The organism is Candidatus Methylobacter favarea, from assembly GCF_902806695.1.
Taxonomy (GTDB): domain Bacteria; phylum Pseudomonadota; class Gammaproteobacteria; order Methylococcales; family Methylomonadaceae; genus Methylobacter_B; species Methylobacter_B favarea.
On sequence record NZ_CADCXN010000049.1, the window covers coordinates 25,995 to 46,677 of the forward strand.

20 protein-coding genes and 1 pseudogene are annotated in these 20,683 nt (G+C 45.6%); 10 read left to right on the forward strand and 11 right to left on the reverse strand.

The features are described 5' to 3' along the window. Window positions 1-195: 195 nt before the first annotated feature. From HUX64_RS06015 to HUX64_RS06040, 6 genes are all read right to left on the reverse strand, one after another. Entirely contained in the window at window positions 196-588 is a 393-nt protein-coding gene (locus tag HUX64_RS06015; protein ID WP_174625332.1) for a hypothetical protein, read from the reverse strand. A 216-nt stretch (window positions 589-804) separates the two neighbouring features. Beyond that, window positions 805-1,191: a hypothetical protein gene (locus HUX64_RS06020; protein WP_174625333.1), complete on the reverse strand. Its 387-nt coding sequence runs from the start codon at window positions 1,189-1,191 to the stop codon at window positions 805-807. Window positions 1,192-1,358: 167 nt separating this feature from the next. Continuing rightward, on the reverse strand, window positions 1,359-1,550 hold the full coding sequence (locus tag HUX64_RS06025; RefSeq protein WP_174625334.1) for a CPXCG motif-containing cysteine-rich protein: 192 nt from the start codon (window positions 1,548-1,550) through the stop codon (window positions 1,359-1,361). Then, on the reverse strand, window positions 1,551-2,384 hold the full coding sequence (locus HUX64_RS06030) for an SDR family NAD(P)-dependent oxidoreductase (protein ID WP_425484246.1): 834 nt from the start codon (window positions 2,382-2,384) through the stop codon (window positions 1,551-1,553). A gap of 6 nt (window positions 2,385-2,390) precedes the next feature. After that, window positions 2,391-2,978 carry a DUF4124 domain-containing protein gene (locus HUX64_RS06035; protein ID WP_174625336.1) on the reverse strand — a complete coding sequence of 196 codons (588 nt, stop codon included), beginning with the start codon at window positions 2,976-2,978 and terminating at the stop codon, window positions 2,391-2,393. Between the two features lie 58 nt (window positions 2,979-3,036). Continuing rightward, a complete protein-coding gene (locus tag HUX64_RS06040; RefSeq protein WP_174625337.1) occupies window positions 3,037-4,374 on the reverse strand; it encodes a POT family MFS transporter in 1,338 nt (445 codons plus the stop codon). A 442-nt stretch (window positions 4,375-4,816) separates the two neighbouring features. Here HUX64_RS06040 and HUX64_RS06045 point away from each other — a divergent pair, with 442 nt between their 5' ends. The 6 genes from HUX64_RS06045 to HUX64_RS06070 are packed head-to-tail and all read left to right on the forward strand — an operon-like array spanning window position 4,817 to window position 11,774. Then, the gene (locus tag HUX64_RS06045) at window positions 4,817-5,809 is read left to right on the forward strand and encodes an AAA family ATPase (RefSeq protein WP_174625338.1); all 993 of its coding nucleotides are present in this window, start codon (window positions 4,817-4,819) and stop codon (window positions 5,807-5,809) included. Further along, the gene (locus tag HUX64_RS06050) at window positions 5,809-6,741 is read left to right on the forward strand and encodes a DUF58 domain-containing protein (protein ID WP_174625339.1); all 933 of its coding nucleotides are present in this window, start codon (window positions 5,809-5,811) and stop codon (window positions 6,739-6,741) included. Before HUX64_RS06045 ends, HUX64_RS06050 begins: the two co-directional genes overlap by 1 nt. Continuing rightward, entirely contained in the window at window positions 6,742-7,218 is a 477-nt protein-coding gene (locus HUX64_RS06055) for a DUF4381 domain-containing protein (RefSeq protein ID WP_174625340.1), read from the forward strand. It begins immediately after the preceding gene. Beyond that, window positions 7,215-8,195, forward strand: a complete 981-nt coding sequence (locus HUX64_RS06060; protein WP_174625341.1) for a vWA domain-containing protein — start codon at window positions 7,215-7,217, stop codon at window positions 8,193-8,195. The genes HUX64_RS06055 and HUX64_RS06060 overlap by 4 nt, the downstream gene beginning before the upstream one ends. After that, the gene (locus tag HUX64_RS06065; protein WP_343034381.1) at window positions 8,129-10,009 is read left to right on the forward strand and encodes a VWA domain-containing protein; all 1,881 of its coding nucleotides are present in this window, start codon (window positions 8,129-8,131) and stop codon (window positions 10,007-10,009) included. The genes HUX64_RS06060 and HUX64_RS06065 overlap by 67 nt, the downstream gene beginning before the upstream one ends. A 46-nt stretch (window positions 10,010-10,055) precedes the next feature. Then, a complete protein-coding gene (locus HUX64_RS06070; protein ID WP_246246919.1) occupies window positions 10,056-11,774 on the forward strand; it encodes a BatD family protein in 1,719 nt (572 codons plus the stop codon). Here the strand turns inward: HUX64_RS06070 and nudE are convergent, their stop codons facing one another. Continuing rightward, complete coding sequence (nudE, locus tag HUX64_RS06075; RefSeq protein ID WP_174625342.1) at window positions 11,775-12,323, reverse strand: ADP compounds hydrolase NudE; 549 nt, start codon at window positions 12,321-12,323, stop codon at window positions 11,775-11,777. It lies immediately after the preceding gene. Window positions 12,324-12,382: 59 nt separating this feature from the next. Here nudE and yrfG point away from each other — a divergent pair, with 59 nt between their 5' ends. Further along, on the forward strand, window positions 12,383-13,039 hold the full coding sequence (yrfG, locus tag HUX64_RS06080) for a GMP/IMP nucleotidase (protein WP_174625343.1): 657 nt from the start codon (window positions 12,383-12,385) through the stop codon (window positions 13,037-13,039). Here yrfG and HUX64_RS06085 read toward each other — a convergent pair. Continuing rightward, window positions 13,002-14,284: pseudogene (locus tag HUX64_RS06085) on the reverse strand (DEAD/DEAH box helicase). The gene yrfG and the pseudogene HUX64_RS06085 overlap by 38 nt on opposite strands. Before the next feature lie 99 nt (window positions 14,285-14,383). On the opposite strand from HUX64_RS06085, the gene trxA reads away from it, so the two are divergent. The 3 genes from trxA to HUX64_RS06100 all read left to right on the forward strand — a co-directional run bounded on the left by trxA (window position 14,384) and on the right by HUX64_RS06100 (window position 17,154). After that, window positions 14,384-14,710, forward strand: a complete 327-nt coding sequence (gene trxA, locus HUX64_RS06090; RefSeq protein WP_174625344.1) for a thioredoxin TrxA — start codon at window positions 14,384-14,386, stop codon at window positions 14,708-14,710. Window positions 14,711-14,900: 190 nt separating this feature from the next. Next, on the forward strand, window positions 14,901-16,157 hold the full coding sequence (rho, locus tag HUX64_RS06095) for a transcription termination factor Rho (protein WP_174625345.1): 1,257 nt from the start codon (window positions 14,901-14,903) through the stop codon (window positions 16,155-16,157). A gap of 169 nt (window positions 16,158-16,326) precedes the next feature. Then, entirely contained in the window at window positions 16,327-17,154 is an 828-nt protein-coding gene (locus tag HUX64_RS06100; RefSeq protein WP_174625346.1) for an undecaprenyl-diphosphate phosphatase, read from the forward strand. On the opposite strand, the gene HUX64_RS06105 is transcribed toward HUX64_RS06100, so the two are convergent. The 3 genes from HUX64_RS06105 to HUX64_RS06115 form a co-directional block, all read right to left on the reverse strand. Continuing rightward, window positions 17,155-17,427: an oxidative damage protection protein gene (locus HUX64_RS06105; RefSeq protein ID WP_174625347.1), complete on the reverse strand. Its 273-nt coding sequence runs from the start codon at window positions 17,425-17,427 to the stop codon at window positions 17,155-17,157. It lies immediately after the preceding gene. Next, window positions 17,420-18,472: an A/G-specific adenine glycosylase gene (gene mutY, locus HUX64_RS06110; RefSeq protein WP_174625348.1), complete on the reverse strand. Its 1,053-nt coding sequence runs from the start codon at window positions 18,470-18,472 to the stop codon at window positions 17,420-17,422. Before mutY ends, HUX64_RS06105 begins: the two co-directional genes overlap by 8 nt. 114 nt (window positions 18,473-18,586) lie before the next feature. Further along, window positions 18,587-20,668 carry an AsmA family protein gene (locus HUX64_RS06115; RefSeq protein ID WP_246246920.1) on the reverse strand — a complete coding sequence of 694 codons (2,082 nt, stop codon included), beginning with the start codon at window positions 20,666-20,668 and terminating at the stop codon, window positions 18,587-18,589. Window positions 20,669-20,683 lie beyond the last annotated feature (15 nt).

Sequence of the window (20,683 nt, forward strand, 5' to 3'; positions counted from 1 at the left end):
TAGTGAATTAGTTGCCAGATAGTTTTCGGAATGGATTGATGAAGAAGGGTATGAATGTTTAAAGTAATAATTAACTTCAAAAGAAATCAAACGGCAGGATGATTTGGAAGTAAGAGTAATTTCCAGCACTGGCGGGGTAAAGGCAAACTCTATCAGGAAGCCGAAAGTCCTGATAGAGTTTGCCTTGCAATGATATTACAAGAGTCCTTTCATATCATTGTAACTTTTCTTTGCCTCTCTTAATTCCTGTTCAGCTTCTTGTATAGCGCCTTCTTTGGCATGCCCGCGCGCTGCTTTCAATTTGTTATTAGCTCTTTGCTTGGCCATATCCACTTTATCATTAGCGTTTAACTCCTTGCCTGCATCAATCGCCTCTTTTATAAGAGAGGCAACTGTGGCAGGATCTGAGCCAGTAGTGATGGCATCAAGGGCTTTTTGTATTTTAGCCATTGCAAGGTCAATGGCGTCCCCAGGGGAATACACAATTCTGCCCTCGCCGGGTTCAGCCAAAACCGACGTTGAAACAGCACTCATGGAAATGGAAGCTGCGATAAATGCAGAGAGTAAGATTTTTTTCAAGATTTTCATATTCTATTAATCCTCAAGTTATTTTTTTAATAATAGATTTAAAGTTGATGAGCCAAGCATTAATTATGTAACTTCTAATTTCCAGCACATTTTAAAAGATTTCATATTTATGAATAATGCTATATAGATCGGCCTGGAGTAAATCCGGAAAGTTTTAAGAAATCAGATTCAGATTCAATATCGTATTAATTAATTGAATCTGGGCTGACATGCCCGCTAGTGTTTGGAGTCATATATTGCTTTAATTTCTTGATAAGCAGCTAAAGCCTCTCTTAATTTTGCTTCTCCGTTTTTTAAATCATCTTTTGTATACGCATCGCGAGCAGCTCTCAATATATTATTTGCTCTTTCACGCTGACGCTCGGTTCGTTCGTAACGAAACTCTTTTTGTATTTGGCGAGCTTCATTAATTACTTTTATGATCTCTGCCTTGTCACTGCCTTTTTCGGCCAAGCTAACCGCTTCCTGTATTTTGGCAACGGCGTTTTCACTGGCTTCGGTAACTTTTGCCTCGCCCGTAGCTGCAGCATAAGCTACCGATGAAACTGCGCCAATAAATGCCGCTATCATAAATGAAATGACTGTTTTTCTTAATATTCTCATGTTTGATAAATCTCGCTGTTAATATTTATAGTAGTCAGACTTAACCATCAAATGAAGCATCGAAAAATAATAAGGCCAAGCTGCAAATTATTTAATGGCTAAGCACCGCTTGAAATTCTATCACAGAATACCTCGTGAGAAGGGATTGAAAATGGCAACAATGAAAATTATTCATCATCCCTTTTGGCCTCCAGGCATAATTCTCCTGCCTCATCTAGGGACACTGTAAATAAAATCGGCGCGCAGCATACCTGACAGTCTTCATAATATTCCTGTGTGCCTGAAGATGTATCTACCACGACATTGATAGATTCACCGCAATAAGGACACACGATGATAATTTCCTCCTGATAGTTCATTTAAACTTTCCGGAGCAGGACATCAAGCCAGGACACAGGCAGAATGCATTTAAAAAAGGCCAATAAATAAGTTGGAACGGTAACGTAGTAACGAATCCTGGCGTGTCTGGTTTCCAGGGCATGGACGACTTTTTCGGCAACGGCTTTGGCAGGCAAGGTAAATGCTGCCGCAGCGCCTTCTTTTTGCAAGCGCGCTTCCATCATTTTATAAGCTTCCTTATGGAAGCTGTGCGTGGAATTTATATTTTTTTGATACAGCGCAAAAGCATTTTGCCTAAAGTTAGTCAAAATCGGGCCCGGCTCTATTATTGAAATATGAATATTGGTTCCGTGAAGTTCCAGACGCAAGGTATCGGCCAAACCTTCAAGGGCAAACTTGCTGGCATTATAGGCGCCGCGATAAGTCATCGCAACCAGACCTAAAATCGAACTGTTGTAAATAATCCGGCCGTGCCCCTGTTTACGCATCAGGGGAATGATCAGATTGGTCAACTCATGGGTGCCAAACAGGTTAGTTTCAAACTGATAACGCAGCACTTCACGGCTTATATCTTCAACAGCTCCCGGCTGGCCAAAAGCCCCGTTATTAAACAGTGCATCAATTTTACCGTCAGTTAATTCAATCGCCTGTCTGACCGCCTTCTGAATACTTTCGCTATCAGCCAAATCAAGCTGCACTGCGGTAAATCCTTCCTGTATCAACCGCGCAACAGCTTCCGGTTTCCTTGCGCTAGCAATAACATTATGACCGCGGCTCCTTAATTCCATTGCGGTCGCATAGCCAATGCCGGAAGAGCAGCCGGTGATGAGTATGGTTTGGGGTGAACTCCTTATTGGCAATTAACGCACCAGTTCCTGCTCGGTAAAGTAAAAATGCTTTGCGCTACTGCAATCGACTAAAAAAACCAGCGCTTCCCTGGTGCTTTTTATATTTAATTCGGCTGCTTCAACCCTCGAACATTGGCTGGTTGCCAAGGCTTTCTCGGCTGCATATCTTCTTAGCCGTTCGATATCAGCCAGGCGTGTCTGGTATTTACTGACTAAAGCGGGTAATTGTTCGGGTGCATAGGGAGGAATAGCGAAAGCGGAAAATTTTTCCGGATTATTTTTGATTAGGAACTGATTTTTTGCGCTTTCATTAATGGCTTTCTGTCTCAGTTGTGCTTCCTGTTGCAGTAATTTTTCTTGCGCAAGTTTTTGTTGTTCAAGCATGGCCTGTTGTTCTTGTTGCGCTAATGCCTGGTGGTTTTTTTGGTCGTCAAGATTTGTAGAGCTGCCCGTTCTGATATTGATTTTAATATTACTTTGCCCTGCCGCACAAGGTTTGGAACGGTATGCTGTAGCACCATTAACAGCAGTACACTTGTAAACGCCGGCATAAGAGCAAGCAGAAAAAAGACTTCCCAGAATAAGCAGTATAAGGCGCATGTTTTTCCCCGGTTTACTATGAAGTACAAAATTCAGATTTTAAAAACTATAAGCTATATCAGTTCTGCTCATCCTGAAAATAAGTCTGTTCTGTGTAATAACGGCTCGTAAATAAAAACAACGCGGCGGTAATCAACATCAAGCCGGTAAAAAACCAGAAATAATCCGCACCTGCAAGCTTGCTGCTGCCATCATCATTTTCAATAAAAAAATTGACCGCGCTGGTAAAAAGATTGCCGACAGCGACGGACAGAAAATAAAACGCCATGATAAATGACTTCATGGCATTAGGCGCCTGAGTATAGGAAAACTCAAGACAGGTAATCGAAACCATAACTTCAGCAGACGTCAGCAGCAAATAAGCCAGTAACTGCCAGATAACTGGAGGCGTTAATCCATGGTCTAACTGCATTTGTATAAAAGCGGGAATGGCAAAAGCAATAACTGTCAGAAATAAACCGATAGTCATTTTTCTTAATGCCGTTAATACAAAGAACCGGTTTAAAAACGGATAAAACCCATAGGAAAACAGGGGTACCAGCATCATGATCAATAAAGGATTGGCAGCCTGGATTTGTGAAGGCAGCAATTCAAACCCAAATATTATACGGTCCATTTTTTGCGCCTGTAATATCCAGGATGAGCCCGTTTGCTCAAACAATGCCCAGAACATGGCAATAAAGGCATAAATAGCCGCCAGTTTGCCAAAAGTTTTAATCCCGCCTGTACTAAATACTTGTTTGATAAAGTGGGTTCCCGATGGCGGAATATGAACAAAACGAAAACGGCCAGCCCAGAATATAGCTGTCGCCAGTAGCATTAAAAAACCGGGCACGGCAAACGCTGTGGCAGCCCCATAAAAATCCAGCAGCCAGGGAATGATGAGCATGGCGGTAAGAGCGCCAAGATTGATGGAAAAATAAAACCAGCCAACCACTTTACTGAGTAAATGCCGATTGGCAATGCCAAACTGGTCGCCGACATGAGCTGAAACGCAGGGTTTTATTCCTCCGGCTCCGATGGCAATCAGCCCTTGTCCCAGCAAAAGGCCCATACGCGTATTGTCAACAGCCAGGGCAAAATGGCCAAGGCAATAAATAACCGACAAAAAAATAATCGTCCGGTACTTGCCCAATAGACTGTCAGCTAACAAGGCTCCGAACAGCGGCATGAAATACACAGCCGACACAAATAAGTGATAGTAGCCTTGCGCTTCATTTGCCGACATGACATCCAATTGACCTGATGAATTCTTCAGGTGCTGCGTCATAAATATAACCAGAATTGCTCGCATTCCATAATAGCTGAAGCGTTCAGCAGCTTCATTGGCAACAATATAGGGGATGCCCGGGGGAATTGTATTTGATGCGGCTGGCCCGGTTTTATATTTTGGCATCGAAGGTTTTTGTAGTTAATTGCGGGCAATAATAATAACAAAATTAAAATATTTAAAATCTACTGTTATTATTACAGCCGTAAAAAGTTGTGCTTAAGTCATTTTTTTATTTATAGCATCAATAACTTGCTTGCTATTGTATCTTGTAATCAGGCTTATCCGCATTTTGTTGACAATCTGGGGATAAACTCTGGCTTGAAGTTATGCACAAATAAATCCACAGCTAAGCAAGAGTTATTTCACAACTTTACTCTATGTTGTCTTACCGCATATCCGTATAAAATAGGAACCATTGCGCAAAAAAGCTGTTTATTTAGAAAATGCGCTGAAGGGATATTTAGGCAAATTCTTATTGGGATAGCCGAAATTGCAATAGACGGTTAAAACTTAGGCGCTTGTTTGAAGTATCTTTACTATGGATTTAAATCAGATAACCTGAATCATGTCAGAACAAAACAGCAATAAAAACACGGCTCAAGCGTCGTTAATGCGATTGAAAAAGTTTATTAACCAGGAAATTATCGGCCAGGATATCCTTGTTGAAAGAATGCTGATCGGCTTATTGGCCGATGGCCATATTCTCGTTGAAGGGGCTCCCGGTCTTGCAAAAACCAGAGCGATTAAGGTCTTGAGCAAAGGTATTCAGGGGGACTTTCATCGCGTACAGTTTACCCCGGATTTGTTGCCGGCTGATTTGACAGGCACAGAAATTTATCGTCCGCAGCTGGGTACTTTTGAATTTCAACAAGGGCCTTTATTTCATAATCTGATACTGGCTGATGAAATAAACCGGTCGCCGGCGAAAGTGCAGGCTGCATTACTTGAAGCAATGGCCGAACGCCAAATAACAGTGGGTCAGGCGACCTATCCATTGCCTGAATTGTTCATGGTAATGGCAACGCAAAATCCTATCGAGCAGGAAGGCACTTATCCGTTACCGGAAGCGCAGCTGGATCGTTTTTTACTGCATGTAAAAATTGATTATCCAAAAGCCGAACATGAAAAAAGCATTCTGCACCTGGCTCGGACCGAAGCAAAGCTGGCCAAGTTAAAAAACAGCGATCAGTTCGAGCCTCTTAATCAACAGATTCTGTTTGCCGCCCGTAATGAAGTGCTGGATTTGTATATGGCGGAAAGTCTCGAAGACTACTTGCTGCAAATTGTTCTGGCGACCCGCAGTCCTGCCGTTTATGGAAAAGATCTGGCTTCATGGCTGCAATATGGCGCCAGTCCCAGAGCCAGCATTGCTCTGGATCGCTGTTCCAGAGCCAAGGCATGGCTGGCGCAGCGTGAATTTGTCGGGCCTGAAGATATTCAGGACATGGCGTTTGATGTATTGCGCCATCGGCTGATTTTATCTTATGAAGCAGAGGCGGAAGGCATTACGACCGACTATTTTATCAAGGAACTTATTTCCAGGATTGCAGTGCCTTAATGTTTTTCAGTAAACAGCTTGAGAAGGCAGGCTCATCTTTAAAAGCCGGCGAGCTGGTTGCCGTCACTTTAAAAGCCCTGATCAATCTGGCAAAACCGGCAGCCGGCCTGAATCTGCATTATTTATCGATTCGCTCTCGGCAAAGCGGAAGCTATGTTTCCCGATTTAAAGGCCGCGGCATGGAGTTTGATGAAGCCAGATTATATCAGCCCGGGGATGATATCCGCAGTATTGACTGGCGGGTAACCGCCCGTACCGGAAAAACCCATACCAAGGTCTTTCGCGAAGAGCGGGAAAGGCCAATGTTTATTTCCGTGGATATGCGGCAGGCCATGCATTTTGCAACCCGCGGGGTTTTCAAGTCAGTATTGGCGGCCAAGCTGGCAGGCTTGCTTGCATGGACAGCCGAACAGCACGGCGACAGGATCGGCGGTCAGATATTTTCTGATCTGGCGTGTCTTGAATTAAAGCCGCAAAGCGGCAGACATGCGGTATTGCGCTTTTTTAATGCTCTGGTTAAACCGCAGGGCCTTGCCGGTCAATCAAGTCCGCCCTCCTTGATTTCCCTGGAACATGTGCTGGCAAGGCTTACGCAACATGCCCGCCCAGGCAGTCTGGTTTATATTATCAGCGATTTTCGAGGTCTCACTGATAAAGCGGAAATTCATCTGGCAAAATTGGCTCAGCATTGCGATGTCGTGTTAATTTTTATCTATGATAATTTGGAAAGCTGTTTGCCGGCTAAAGGCCGCTACCGTTTTACCGATGATGAGCGCGATGTGGTTATCGATAGCGGCGATCAGCAGCGCCTGTTAAATTATCGGTGCCGCTTTGTTCAGCGTCAAAAGCGGCTGGAACTGTTAGCCAAAAAAATGAGTCTTGCATTAATTCAATGCAGCACTGCAGACGATCCCATACAAAGCCTTAGATAAATGCCGCCGGCTCAACTTCCTCTTAAAGATATACATTTGCCTGAAGCGATAAGCTGGTGGCCTCCGGCTACAGGCTGGTGGATAGTAGCTGTTCTGGTTATTTTGCTGATTATTTTTTTCAGCTGGCTTTATAGGCGCCTTAAACGTAAAACCGCCCTTAAAACAGCAAAAAAATTACTCGCTAAAATCCAGCAGGATCCTGTTCCTGATAATTTACAAAAACTGCGGGAAATTTCGGCCCTGGTCCGGCGCGTAGTCATCAGTATCTGGCCTAGAGCTGAAGCTGCCGGCTTAACCGGAAAGGCATGGCTGGCGTTTCTGGATGGGGGCATGACCGGCGCGCCTTTTAGTCTAGGAATCGGTCAATTGCTGGCTGATGCGCCTTACCGCGATACAGCGCCAACCGATGCCCAAATTCTACAATTAATCAGCCTATGCGAAGTCTGGCTTAAAAGCTGCGAAAAACAAAAAAGATGATTCATTTTGAATGGCCCTGGCTTATCGCCTTTTTGCCTTTGCCTTTATTAGTTTACTGGCTGGCTCCGGCCGATACGCAGGTTGAACAGGCGGCTTTGAAAGTGCCTTTTCTCGAGGATTTTTCCGATGCCGAGAGCCGATCTGTTGCGCAGGTCAACCGATGGCCATTATTATTGGCAGTGTGCGCCTGGCTTTTATTAATCATAGCCGCTATGCGACCGCAATGGCTGGGAGAACCGATTGAACAGGCCGTAAGCGGCCGGGATCTGATGCTGGCGGTGGATTTGTCGGGCAGTATGGAAGAGCAGGATTTCAGTATTAACAATCAGCGCGTTGACAGGCTTACTGCAATTAAATGGGTGGCCGGAGATTTTATTCAAAGGCGCGCCGGCGACCGATTGGGCCTGATTTTATTCGGCACTCAGGCTTACCTGCAGACACCGCTGACCTTCGATAGAAAAACCGTAGACACCTTGCTCAATGAGTCCGCCATAGGCCTTGCCGGCGACAATACCGCCATCGGCGATGCTATCGGACTGGCGGTCAAGCGCCTTAAAAATCAGCAGGTCAATAGCCGGGTGCTGATTTTGCTGACGGATGGGGCCAATACGGCCGGAGAAATTTCACCTTTAAAAGCGGCTGAATTGGCTGCAGAAAACCAGTTAAAAATTTACACCATCGGAATTGGCGCCGATGAAATGCTGGTGCGCAGTTTTTTTGGCACGCACAAAGTCAACCCGTCCCGCGATCTCGATGAAAAAACCTTGACCGCTATCGCGGAGAAAACGGGCGGCCGTTATTTTCGGGCGCGGGATGCCGAGGAGCTGAACAAGATATACCGGTTGCTGGATCAGCTGGAGCCTGTTGAAAAAGACAAACAATATTTCAGACCCAGGCGTGAACTGTATTATTGGCCCTTGTCAGCGGCGCTGTGTGTGGCGGCGGTTATCTGTTTGTTACGGGCGAATCTGTTATGAGCCTGGCCGGTTTTCATTTTATCCGGCCCTACTGGCTGCTCGCCGTTATTCCGTATATGGTGATATTGCTTTTAATGCTCCGGCATAAACTCAATCAGGGCAATTGGGCCGCTGTATGCGATGCCGCGCTGCTGCCTTTTATATTGCAGGAAAAGCCGGTCAGGCAAAGCCGCTGGCAATTGACATCAGGCGCTTTTGCCGCGCTGCTGGCGATTATTGCACTGGCTGGGCCAACCTGGGAGCGCTTGCCTTTACCGGTATTTAGAAATGATTCAGCCTTAGTGATTGCCCTGGATTTATCCCGGTCCATGGATGCAAAAGATATCAAGCCCAGCCGCCTGACGCGGGCGCGCTACAAAATCGCCGATATTTTAAAGCGGCGGAAAGACGGCCAGACCGCATTGCTGGTTTATGCCGGAGATGCCTTTACCGTCACCCCGCTCACCAATGATACCGAGACGATAGAGAGCCAGTTATCGGCTTTAAATACCGACATAATGCCCAATCAGGGAAGCAATACATCGGCAGCCCTGCAAAAAGCAGTTGAGCTGTTTAAACAGGCGGGCCTCCAAAAAGGCTGGATAATGTTAGTAACTGATGGCGTTGATCCGGATCAAACCCTGGCCACAGTGAAATCCCTCAATAGTTACCGCTTGTCCATATTGGGAATCGGCACTCCCGAGGGCGCGCCGATAGCGCTTCCGGCAGGCGGATTCTTGAAGGATGAGCAAGGCAATATTGTTATTCCCCGCTTAAATAGTAATGAATTAATGAAACTCGCTCAGGCTGGAAATGGAAGCTATCAAAGCATAACGGCAAATGATGTCGATATTGAAACACTGCTGTCAGGCCTGGATGAGCCGACGCTGCAGCAGGGCAAAGAACAAAAAACCTTGTTTCTGGATCAGTGGGAAGACAAAGGCCCCTGGCTGTTGCTGCTGGTTTTACCGTTGGCGGCATTGACATTTAGAAAAGGCCTGTTGGGTTTTGCCTTATTGCTGCTATTGCCCTTGCCTGAAAACAGCTATGCCTTTGACTGGCAGGATTTATGGCAAACCAAAGATCAGCAGGCGCAGCAGGCTTATAAAAATAAACACTACGATCAGGCAGCGCAGTTATTTGAAAATCCGGACTGGAAAGCGGCGTCTTATTACCGGGCCGGGGAATATGACAAGGCGATAGAAAACTTGAGAAATAACAAGACCGCTACCGGTTTTTATAACCAAGGCAATGCACTCGCTCAGGCAGGCAAGCTTGAGGACGCTATAAAAGCCTACGAAAAGGCCTTGACTATAAATCCTGACGATGAAGATGCAAAATACAATAAAGCTATTGTAGAAAAAGAGTTGAAAAAACAGCAACAGAACCAGCAAAAAGACGACAAACAGCAACAATCCAAAGAAAATCCCGGTAAAGATCAGAACTTTGGACAGAAAGAAAAACAGGATGATAAATCTGCTCAACCAGATAAAGAGGATCAGAAAAAATCTGCAAAAGAATCTGAACAGCAGCAATCAGATAAACAGCCGTCTTCTGAAAACCGGCAACAGCCAGGCACATCCGAAGAAAAAAAAGAGGAGGGTGAAAAGACCCGACAGGCTGAGCCGCAGCAACAAGATAAAGAGCAGGATAAACCTGATCAACAGGCCGGCCAAATATCTTCCGAGGTACAGCCCAAGGATGAAACAGAACAAGCTAATGAACAGTGGCTTAAAAGAATCCCGGATGATCCTGCCGGCTTGCTGAAGCGTAAATTCAAATACCAGTACGGACAGCGGGAACATCAATCAAACGGCAATTCCAGTGCCTGGTAGAGCTTTAAGGAATTAAACATTCTTCATAGTAAATGATGATAAATATATGAGAGCGCTAACACTGTTAATGAACAGCTTAGTCAAGATGAAGCTGTTTTTTCTCCTGTCAGTAGCGGGTGCAGGATTTGCTTTTGCACCGCAACAGGCTTGGGCGGCTGAAATCCAGGTTTCGGTAGATCGTAATCCGGTCAGTATTGATGAATCCTTCCAGATAATTTTTACTGCTGCCGAATCGCCCGATGATGACCCGGATTTCAGTCCGCTGGAACAGGATTTTGACATACTCAGTCAAAGCCAAAGCAGCAATTCCTCATGGATTAACGGCAAGTCGAGCAAGACTATTCAATGGACGCTCACCGTCATGGCCAAGCAGGCCGGCGATCTGATCATCCCGGCAGTGAAATTTGGCGATGACATAACCCGGCCATTACCCCTTCTGGTTAAGAGCGGCAATGCAGCCGGTAAAACCATCAATACTGATGCGGATTTGTTTCTCGAAGTTGAAGCCACACCTGAAGATCCCTATGTACAATCGCAGGTTCTGTACACTATGCGTTTATACCGCAAGGTCGATATTTCCCAAGCCAGTCTGGATGAGCCGGAACTCGCCGAGGCGGTAATAGAAAAACTGGGCGAAGACAGCAATTACAATACCCAAATCAACGGCGTGGGTTATTTGGTTACGGAACGAAAATATGCAGTTTTTCCACAAAAAAGCGGCCAAATAACCATTAAACCGCTGGTATTGACTGCAGAAGTAGTGACTGGCAACCGCCTTGGTTTTAACGGACTTTTTAATTCTCAGGTGACCATGACCAGAAAAATTTCATCTAAAGCCATAACGCTGACTGTAAAACCGGTACCCTCTTTTTTCACAGGGCCGCATTGGCTGCCCGCTGAGCAGATGGTTTTAAAAGAACAATGGTCGGGCGATATCAAGAAAATGAAAGTCGGTGAACCCTTGACCCGAACCCTGACCTTGCTGGCGAACGGCACAACAGTCGGTCAGTTGCCTGAATTAAATAACGCCAAAACCGATGATAAGCTGAAAACCTATCCTGATCAGCCGGTATTGAAAGAGCAGAAAAAACCGGATGGATTGCTAGCTTTCAGGGAAGAGAAAATAGCGCTGATACCTTCCAGAGCCGGCAGCTACACATTGCCTGCAATAAAAGTGCCCTGGTTTAATACGCAAAGCAGGAAAATGGAAGTTGCCAGTATTCCTGAAACAGTGATAACTGCGAATTCGGCGGCAGGAAGTCAAACAGCCGTTAAGCCCCCGGCCGTCACAACGGTAAAACCACAGAAAATTGAATCAACCCAGACTACCCAGCCGCAAAAGAATAATTTCTGGATTTGGGCGTCAGCATTTCTGGCATCGGGCTGGCTGGCAACGCTGATGTATTTTTTAGCCGGGCACCGTGCAAAAAAGCCGGTTATGGAAAATAATGAAGTTGATAAATCTTTAAAAGACAGCATTAAACAGTTAAAAAAAGCCTGTACCGATAATAACGCAGCCGCGGCCAAAGATGCATTGATTGAATGGGGGCAGCAAAAATTTAAGGCTGCCAGCCTGGGCGCAATTGCCGCCTTCTGCGATGCGCGATTAAGAGATGAAATACTGCAATTAAATCAGCTTTTGTATGGCAGGGAAGCGGAGCAATGGCAGGGGAAAAAACTATTTCAGGCGTTTGTCGAAAATAATGCCCGGGAAAAAATAGCCGCTGTTGAAGAGGATAGTCTGGAACCGCTTTACCGCTTGTAATCAGTGCGCCTTGAAATATTCCAGCGCCATAAACAACGCGGCAATCGAACGCGCTTCGGTACATTCGCCGGTAGCCAGCAATTCATTGATATCAGCTAACTTCCACGGCACAACTTCCAGTTCTTCAGGTTCATCGCCGGGCAGTTTTTCCGCATACAAATCCTGGGCAATGATAATTTCGGTCATATGTTCAAGATACGAAGGCGCGATGGAGAAGGAGCTTAAGTGATGCAGGCTTCTGGCGCCAAAACCGACTTCCTCCTTAAGTTCCCTGTTTGCCGCTTCAAAAAAAGATTCGCCGGCGTCGGTTTTACCTTTGGGCAAGCCCAGTTCATAGCGATGTACGCCGGCAGAGTATTCCCTGATTAACAAAACCGTTTCTGAATTCACCATTGGCACAATCAGTACTGCACCACCCGGAGTTCCACGGGCCAGGCGTTCGTAATTGCGCTGCTGGCCATTGCTGAATTCAATATCAAGTGATTCAATACGAAATAAACGGCTTTTTGCAATTATCGTTTTGTTAAGAATGGTCGGTTTATTAGCCACGGCGCTTTATAATTATTAAGCTTTATAATTATTAATTAACATAAATATAACGCACTCTGATGATTGATTGGAAGAAAATTGATACCGTTTTGCTGGACATGGACGGCACCTTGCTGGATTTGAATTTCGATAATCATTTCTGGAAAGAATTTGTGCCGCTCAAATTTGCCGAAAAACACGGTATTTCGATCGCCCTGGCAAAACAGCACCTGAAGCCGCGTTTTAAAATAATGGAAGGCAAACTGGAATGGTATTGCCTGGATTACTGGAGCGACGTCTTGCAGCTGAATATTGCCGGGATGAAGGCAGAAGTTGCCGAATTAATTGCGGTATTGCCTCATGTCACTGAATTTCTTGAAAAAATCCGCCAATCTCCTAAAAAGGTAGTGTTAGTAACTAATGCTCACCGCGACAGTTTGGCGTTAAAAATGGAAAAAACCCGTCTGCAACCTTTTTTCGATGACATTATCAGCTCCCATGATCTTGGCATACCTAAAGAGCATACGGATTTTTGGCTGTTTTTGCAGCACCGGCAGGCATTTGAAAAATCCACCACGCTACTGATTGATGATAGTCTGGCGGTACTGAATTCAGCGCGGCAGTTCGGCATAGAACATTTACTTTCCATCAGCAGGCCTGATACCAAACTGCCTATCAAGGAAATAACCGCTTACCGGGCTATTGAGGACTTTCGGGAACTGATGGCTGGACTTTAGGTTTCGTATTTTTGTCTCGCTCGGCGCGCTTTCCGTGATAATTATTTTTGCTTCTTTCCGGTCTTTTTTCAGGTTTTATAACTTCGGCTAAAAGCTCTGCAGTAATTATTATGACCGGAATTTTTTGCCCAATGAAGGCTTCTATATCGGGCATGGAATAAGCATAGTCTTTGCAGATAAAGCTGATGGCTTCGCCCTTGGCGCCAAAACGGGCGGTACGGCCAATTCTGTGTACATAATCCTCGACATCCTGCGGTAAGTCATAATTAATAACATGAGAAACATCAGCAATATGAAGACCCCTGGCGGCAACATCAGTCGCTACCAGCAAGGCGATTCTGTTTTCCTGAAAATCATTGAGCAGCCGCTGGCGTTTTCCCCAGGCACATCACCGCTGAGGGCCGCGGTTTTATAGCCGTGGGCGTTGAGAGTGTCGCCCAAGTGCTCCGCGCATCGTTTGGTATTGACAAAAATAATGCTGCGCGACGGTTTGAGTTGATTTAAAAGGCCTATCAGCAATGCTATTTTTTGCTCGTTGGCAGGACAAAATGCGCTCTGCTGTATGAATGTTAATGTAACTTCTTCAGTTTCAATATGAATCAGAACCGGATTATTCATATGTTCATAGGCCAGCTCGACCTCTTTATAGGATAAGGTAGCCGAAAACAGCATGTTCAAGCGCTTTTCCGGAGCGGGCATGAGCCCTAATAAGTAACGTATGTCCTTTATAAAGCCCAAATCGAACATCTGGTCGGCTTCATCCATTACAGTGACCTGCACATTATCTACAGTAAAAGCATTTTGCCGGTAAAAGTCAATTATCCGCCCCGGCGTGCCAATAATAATATCGATATTCGACTTTATAGTATCCAGTTGTTTTTAATAATCGGTGCCCCCATAGATAAGCGCAAACTTAAGGCTAAGATGCTTGCCTAGCAGTAAGGCGTCTTTATGGATCTGAATGGCTAATTCCCGGGTCGGGGCGAGAATAATGGCGCGGGGATTTTTGATGGGTTCACTTTAATCATTGATTAAATGCTGAAAAGCGGCCAGTAAAAAGCTGGCCGTTTTGCCTGTTCAGGTTTGAGCCTGGCCGGCCACATCTTTACCCCGTAACAATAAAGGCAAGGCTTTATGTTGAATCGGGGTGCAATGATGAAAGCCTGCATCAGTCAGGCCTTGCAGGATAAGGTCAGATAATTCAAGGTTACTGAAGCGGGTTTCAGTTAAATGGGTATTATTCATGGCTTATAGCATACCGTAAAAACCTCTTCAGCTGAAATTGATTGACAAACCAAGTCCATCCCTCCTATAGTTTTATTTTTTAATTACGGGAGAAATAGTGTGAGCGACTCAGTCATTCATGTAAGTGATAGTGAATTTAACGAAACTGTTATTAAAGCTAACGGTCCTGTATTGGTTGACTATTGGGCTGAATGGTGCGGCCCTTGCAAAATGATTGCTCCGGTTCTGGATGATATTGCCAGGGAATATCAGGATAAGCTGACTGTCGTCAAGCTGAACATAGACGAAAATCCGGACACTCCGCAACATTATGGCGTACGCGGCATTCCAACACTCATGCTGTTTAAGGACGGCGAAGTGGAAGCAACCAAAGTGGGCGCGTTAACAAAATCACAACTTGCCGCATTCATTGACAGCAACATATAAGACCCGTCCCTGCTCGACCCGTCAAAAAAGAATGGACGGGTCTGCGTATTTAAGCTATACTTATCCGGTGCGATAATCATGCGCATCAGATTCAATATCATCCGATAAACTACACCCCTGAATTTTTTAAATCCTATCCTGAATAGTTGCGGTTTTATGCCGTGCATTCTTTCCTTGAGTTGCCTTCCATATGAATCTTACCGAGTTAAAACTAAAACAAATAAGTGAAGTTATTGATATAGCAGAGTCCCTGGGACTTGAAAACGTTGCCAGATCGCGTAAACAGGATTTGATTTTTGCCATCCTGAAAAAACAGGCTAAAGCGGGTGATGATATTTCGGGTGATGGCGTTCTGGAAATATTACAGGATGGTTTTGGTTTTTTACGTACGCCGGGCTGCTCTTATCTGGCAGGGCCTGATGATATTTATGTTTCACCCAGTCAAATCAGGCGATTTTCTTTAAAGACAGGCGATACGATTAGCGGCAAGATTAGGCCCCCCAAGGATAACGAACGTTATTTTGCAATGCTCAAGGTTGATCAGATCAATTTTGAATCCCCCGAAAACACCAAAAACAAAATCACCTTTTCAAACCTCACTCCTTTATTTGCCAAACAACGGTTTGTTCTTGAACAGGGCAATGGCACCAGCGAAGACTTAACCGGACGCATGATGGATTTAATCGCCCCGATCGGAAAAGGCCAGCGCGGTTTGATTGTATCCCCGCCAAAAGCCGGTAAGACCATGATCCTGCAAAGTCTGGCGCAGGCGATTGCAGAAAAGAATCCGGAGTGTTATCTCATTGTTTTGCTAATAGATGAACGGCCTGAGGAAGTAACGGAAATGGAGCGCTGCGCTCGGGGCGAAGTCATTTCCAGTACTTTTGACGAGCCGGCAACGCGGCATGTACAGGTGGCGGAGATGGTTATCGAAAAAGCCCGCCGTCTGGTGGAGCATAAACACGATGTGGTTATCTTGTTAGACTCGATTACCCGGCTGGCCAGAGCTTATAACACAGTCGTTCCTTCTTCAGGCAAGATATTGACCGGCGGTGTTGATGCCAATGCTCTGGAAAAACCCAAACGTTTTTTCGGCGCGGCGCGGAATATAGAAGAGGGCGGCAGTTTGACGATTATAGCCACTGCCCTGGTCGATACCGGTTCAAGAATGGACGAAGTCATCTATGAAGAATTCAAGGGCACCGGCAATATGGAACTGCATCTGGATCGTAAAATCGCCGAAAAAAGAATTTATCCGGCCATCAACATTAATCGTTCCGGCACGCGCAGGGAAGAGTATCTTGTTGATCCCGATACCTTGCAAAAAACCTGGATCTTGCGCAAAATCCTCCAGCCCATGGATGAAACAGCTGCCTCGGAATTTTTGATAGGCAAGCTTAAAGACTTTAAAACCAACGCTGAATTTTTTGATTCCATGAAGCGTTAATTGTACGAAAAGTGCACAGCGCGGGCTGCAATTCGTAACTGCGGCTATTCCTTTAAAAGTCTGCCAGCTTGCATGTGAGCTGCCAGGATCTGCCCTGCATTCCACGGCAGGCGCTGGGTAATTGCATGAATCTCATTGTTGATATTTCCTTGATTTCTTACTAACGGCTATGACTGATCCTACTTTATTGTTTCATGCGCTTATTCTTGGCATCGTGGAAGGTTTAACCGAGTTTCTTCCTGTGTCGTCCACCGGTCATTTGATCCTGGTCGGGCAATTACTTGACTTTAACGATGATAAAGGCAAGGTATTTGAAATTGCCATTCAGTTCGCGGCAATTCTGGCGGTGGTATGGGAATATCGCGTCCGTCTGGCTCATACGCTGGTAAGTATGACTTCAGAGCCGGTATCGCAGCGGCTGGCGATCAATCTGATTGTCGCCTTCCTGCCGGCCGCCGTCCTGGGTTTTATTTTTTTAAAGCAGATCAAAGCGCATCTGTTTAATCCTGTGGTCGTCGCCTCAGCTTTTATAATCGGCGGGGTATTGATTTTATGGGCGGAGCGCCGCCAGCATACTGTTCTTGCCGAATCGGTCGATGACATGACCTGGCGCGATGCTTTAAAGGTCGGGTTTGCGCAGGCAGTATCGATGATTCCCGGCACTTCCCGCTCAGGCGCAACCATCATCGGAGGGCTGCTTTTTGGCTTATCGCGCCGCGCGGCCACGGAATTTTCTTTTTTTCTTGCCATTCCCACCATGTTCGCTGCAACCTTGTATGATGTATATAAACACCGGGATCTGTTCAGCGTCAATGACATCGGCTTATTTGCCATTGGCGGGATAGTTTCATTCATTAGCGCATTTTTGGCCGTGCGCGGCTTGATATACTTTATAAGCAGGCACGATTTTACCGTGTTCGCATGGTACCGAATCGCTTTTGGCGTGCTGGTGCTGATTTCAGCCCAAATGGGTTGGATGGATTGGGGAAGTCATTAATTACATTTTCGGGGGCACATAACCCGCCGGCATTTCATTATTGCCTTCAAAGAGAAACCTGTTTCTTTCTTCCGCTAAAAACGCCCGGGCTTTCGGGTCAAAACTGGCTAATCTGTTTTCATTAATAAGCATTGTTTGCCTGGTCAGCCATTGCTGCCAGGCTTGTTTGGATATTTTCTCATATATTTCCTGACCTTTGGGGCCTGGAAAGGGCGGTTCAGCCAAGCCTTCGGCTTCTATGCCCAATTTTACGCATTTAACCAGTCTAGTCATGTTTTTCTCCAGTGTCGTGTTTTAGCAGTAATTTAATCGGCGCCGCCAAGCCCAGATCACTTATCTGTTCAGCTTTATACCAGACAGTTTGATTCGCTTCCATTACAATGTTCACAGCGCTATCGGTTTGAACAAGAACGGGCGTATAGTCCAGATGGTAATGCGAAAAAGTATGGCGACGGCTTGGCAGCGACTGCAGGGCGGCAATAGGCATATTTTTTGCCAGACACCAAGTCCGTGCCGATTCAAGGCTGTCAAATTCCGGCAGACTCCATAGACCGCCCCAAATTCCCGTCGGGGGTCTTTTTTCCAGTAATATCTCCCCGGCATTATTGCGCAGTATTAAAAAAGTAAGCTGCCTGACCGGTAATGCCCTGGCCGGCTTCGGGGTTGGATATGCCGATATGTTGTTGGTAATTTTTGCTACACAGTGGCTTTGCAACGGGCAAGATATACAGACCGGCTTACTGCGGGTACAAACTGTTGCGCCCAGATCCATCACAGCCTGTGTGTAATCAGCGACCTGATGAACGGGGGTAAGGCTGGCGCTGATTGCCCATAATCGTTTATTAACCTTGCTGTTTCCAGGCCAGCCGGCGATACCCTTAAATCGCGTCAATAGCCGTTTTACATTGCCATCAAGAATAGGATGACTGTTTTTAAAGGCAATACTTAATATCGCCCCTGCTGTCGAGACTCCTATGCCGGGTAATTGGATAAGCTCGTGTAGCGTCTCAGGAAAGCGCCCCTGTTCGGCAACAAGCTGTGCAGCTTTATGGAGATTTCTGGCTCTGGCGTAATAGCCCAGGCCGGACCAAAGGTGTAAAACCTCATCGATTGGCGCCTGGGCAAGTTTTTCCAGAGTCGGAAACTTATCAATAAAGCTATTGAAATAAGGAATGACGGTAGCTACCTGAGTTTGCTGCAGCATTGTCTCCGAGAGCCATACCCTGTAAGGTGTAATATCTTTTTGCCAGGGCAGATCTTTTCGACCATAGCGGTCAAACCAGGCCAGGATGTTTTGCTGGAATGCTGTTGGAGTCATTGATGAGGCGCGGAAAAAACTGTAAGGGCGACTATTGCCCTCATTTTTACAAAACATACAGACGACGACTGAAGCCGCTCTAAAGTTCAAGCGATGTTGAACCTGCTATTTTCCTTAGAAAAAGCTTTTTAAAATATCACTGGCGCCCGGGCCAAGTTTCTTATCCAGTTTATCCAGTAATTTATTGACTTTAGCCTTGTTTTTATCGGTTAACAGAGAGCCTGCATCAAGCATATAAACCGGTTTACTGAATGAGCCGCTAATCTTGATGGCTATGGGCGTATCATGAAACTGCTCCGGCTCGGTAGCAGTAGCCTTGGTTTTTATTAGCTTGGCAATAATTTTATAGTCCAGTTGCTCTGATTTTAAATTTACATTGCCCTGGCCATTAACCCGCGCTTTCGAGGAAAAGGCGACAAGATCATTGTTTTGGATCACGCCATTGCTGACTGTGGCTGTGCCTGCCATCTGTGAGAACACGGTCTGATCATTTTTATTATCAGTGGGCAAGGGCGTACCTTTTATCAAGGCTTTGCTGTTATCAATTATTTTTTGCAGGTTAAAGCCTTTGATAACGCCATCCTTAAACAGAAAGTTTAGCTGGCCGTTGAGTGAAGACTTGAGTTCATCCGAAGTGTTGCCGCGGCCTTGAAGCTGCGCGGATGCGTTAGCTATTCCGCTCATGCGCGCCTTGCCGTGAACATCTTTTAACAAAGGCTCAATTTGAACTTGCGTTATTTTTTCGTTAAGAGACAGCGTGGGGACATTGCTGCGGGCATCCATATTGACACTGCCGGAATAGGCGCCCTGATAAAACTGATCAACAGTTTGTTGAGTTGTAATAATTCCGTTTTTTGCATTTAGTTTTAGATGAATATCCTGCATAGTCAGGCTGTTAATTTTGAGTTTGCCAAGAGATAACTCGCCGTTGGCATTCAGTTTTCTTAAAGTCTCAACCAGAAATAACGAAGCGCTTGCCGCTATGGCTGCTGCGGGACTTGCCAGCGGTTTTGATGATTTGTCAACCGCTTTTTCGGGAGGCAAATAACGATCGGCATCAAGAGCATCGGCATTTAAATTAAAGGCGATAGCCGGTGGTGAAAAATCTTTAATACTGGTTGAGCCTTTAATACGCGTGTCATCCAGGGTCATTACCAGATTTTGCAGATCGATTGAATCCGCCGTCGCCAGCAGGTTAAAGCTGATTGCCAGACTGCTCAGGGAATTGGCATTGCGCATGGCCGGAGGCGCAATTGCCAGTTGTTTCATGACCTTAACCGGACTGAACGGAGCAATGGCGACGGGCCCCTGGAAAGAGGGCTGGTCTTTAATATGACTACCGTTAATTTCGTCTGCAGAGATAGTGACTTCACCCGATTTGATTTGTAATCCGGTAGCCTTAGCCACCTGTCTAGACAGGTCCACAGCAATAGCAGGGGCAGTTAAAAACGCCGTTAACAATTTACCGGGGATGCTTTCACCGGAAGCGGTATAGTGCAATTCCAGCTGGTTAAACCTGAAATTATCCAATTTTCTATTGATGGTTACCGCGCTGGTCAGCTTGATTGACTCTGTCCGCCTGGATCGCGGATGGAAAATCACAAAGGAAATATCAACCTCGGCAGGCTCATTAAAAATAAATTGATTGGCTTCAAGGTTAACGTCTTTTATTTCCAGCTGTTTGCCCGTTTTCTGGTTATCCCAGTTAATGTGAGCGTTTTCAATGGATATACCGCCGATAGCAAAAGCTGTTTCGGTTTCAGTTTCCTTGCTGAGGTCAGGAACAGCTGGCGCAGGTTTAATAACCGACGATGCGGTTAAATCATCCCAATTATTGGCGCCCTGTTTATTCCTTGCAAGGTTGAGAGCGAGACCTTTCAGAACTATTTGACTAACCTCAATTTTTTTTGCCAACAGCAGCGGCAGCAATTTAATATGAATATCGCTTTGCTCTATTGTTGCAAAGGCTTTATCCTGGAAACCGGGCGCATTGCTGAGTGCAGCTTTTCCTGTAGAAAGGCCTAAGCCCGGAAAAAGCGCCAGCTTCAAATCACCTTCCAGGATTATTTCCCGGCCGGTCTTATCTTTAACCGCGGCGGCAATTTCAGGTTTGAAATTATTCGGATTAATAAAAAATGTTAAACCCAAAACACCGATAATAATCAGAAAAACCAGTGCTGCCCCAATAGATGCCATGATTTTATACGGTTT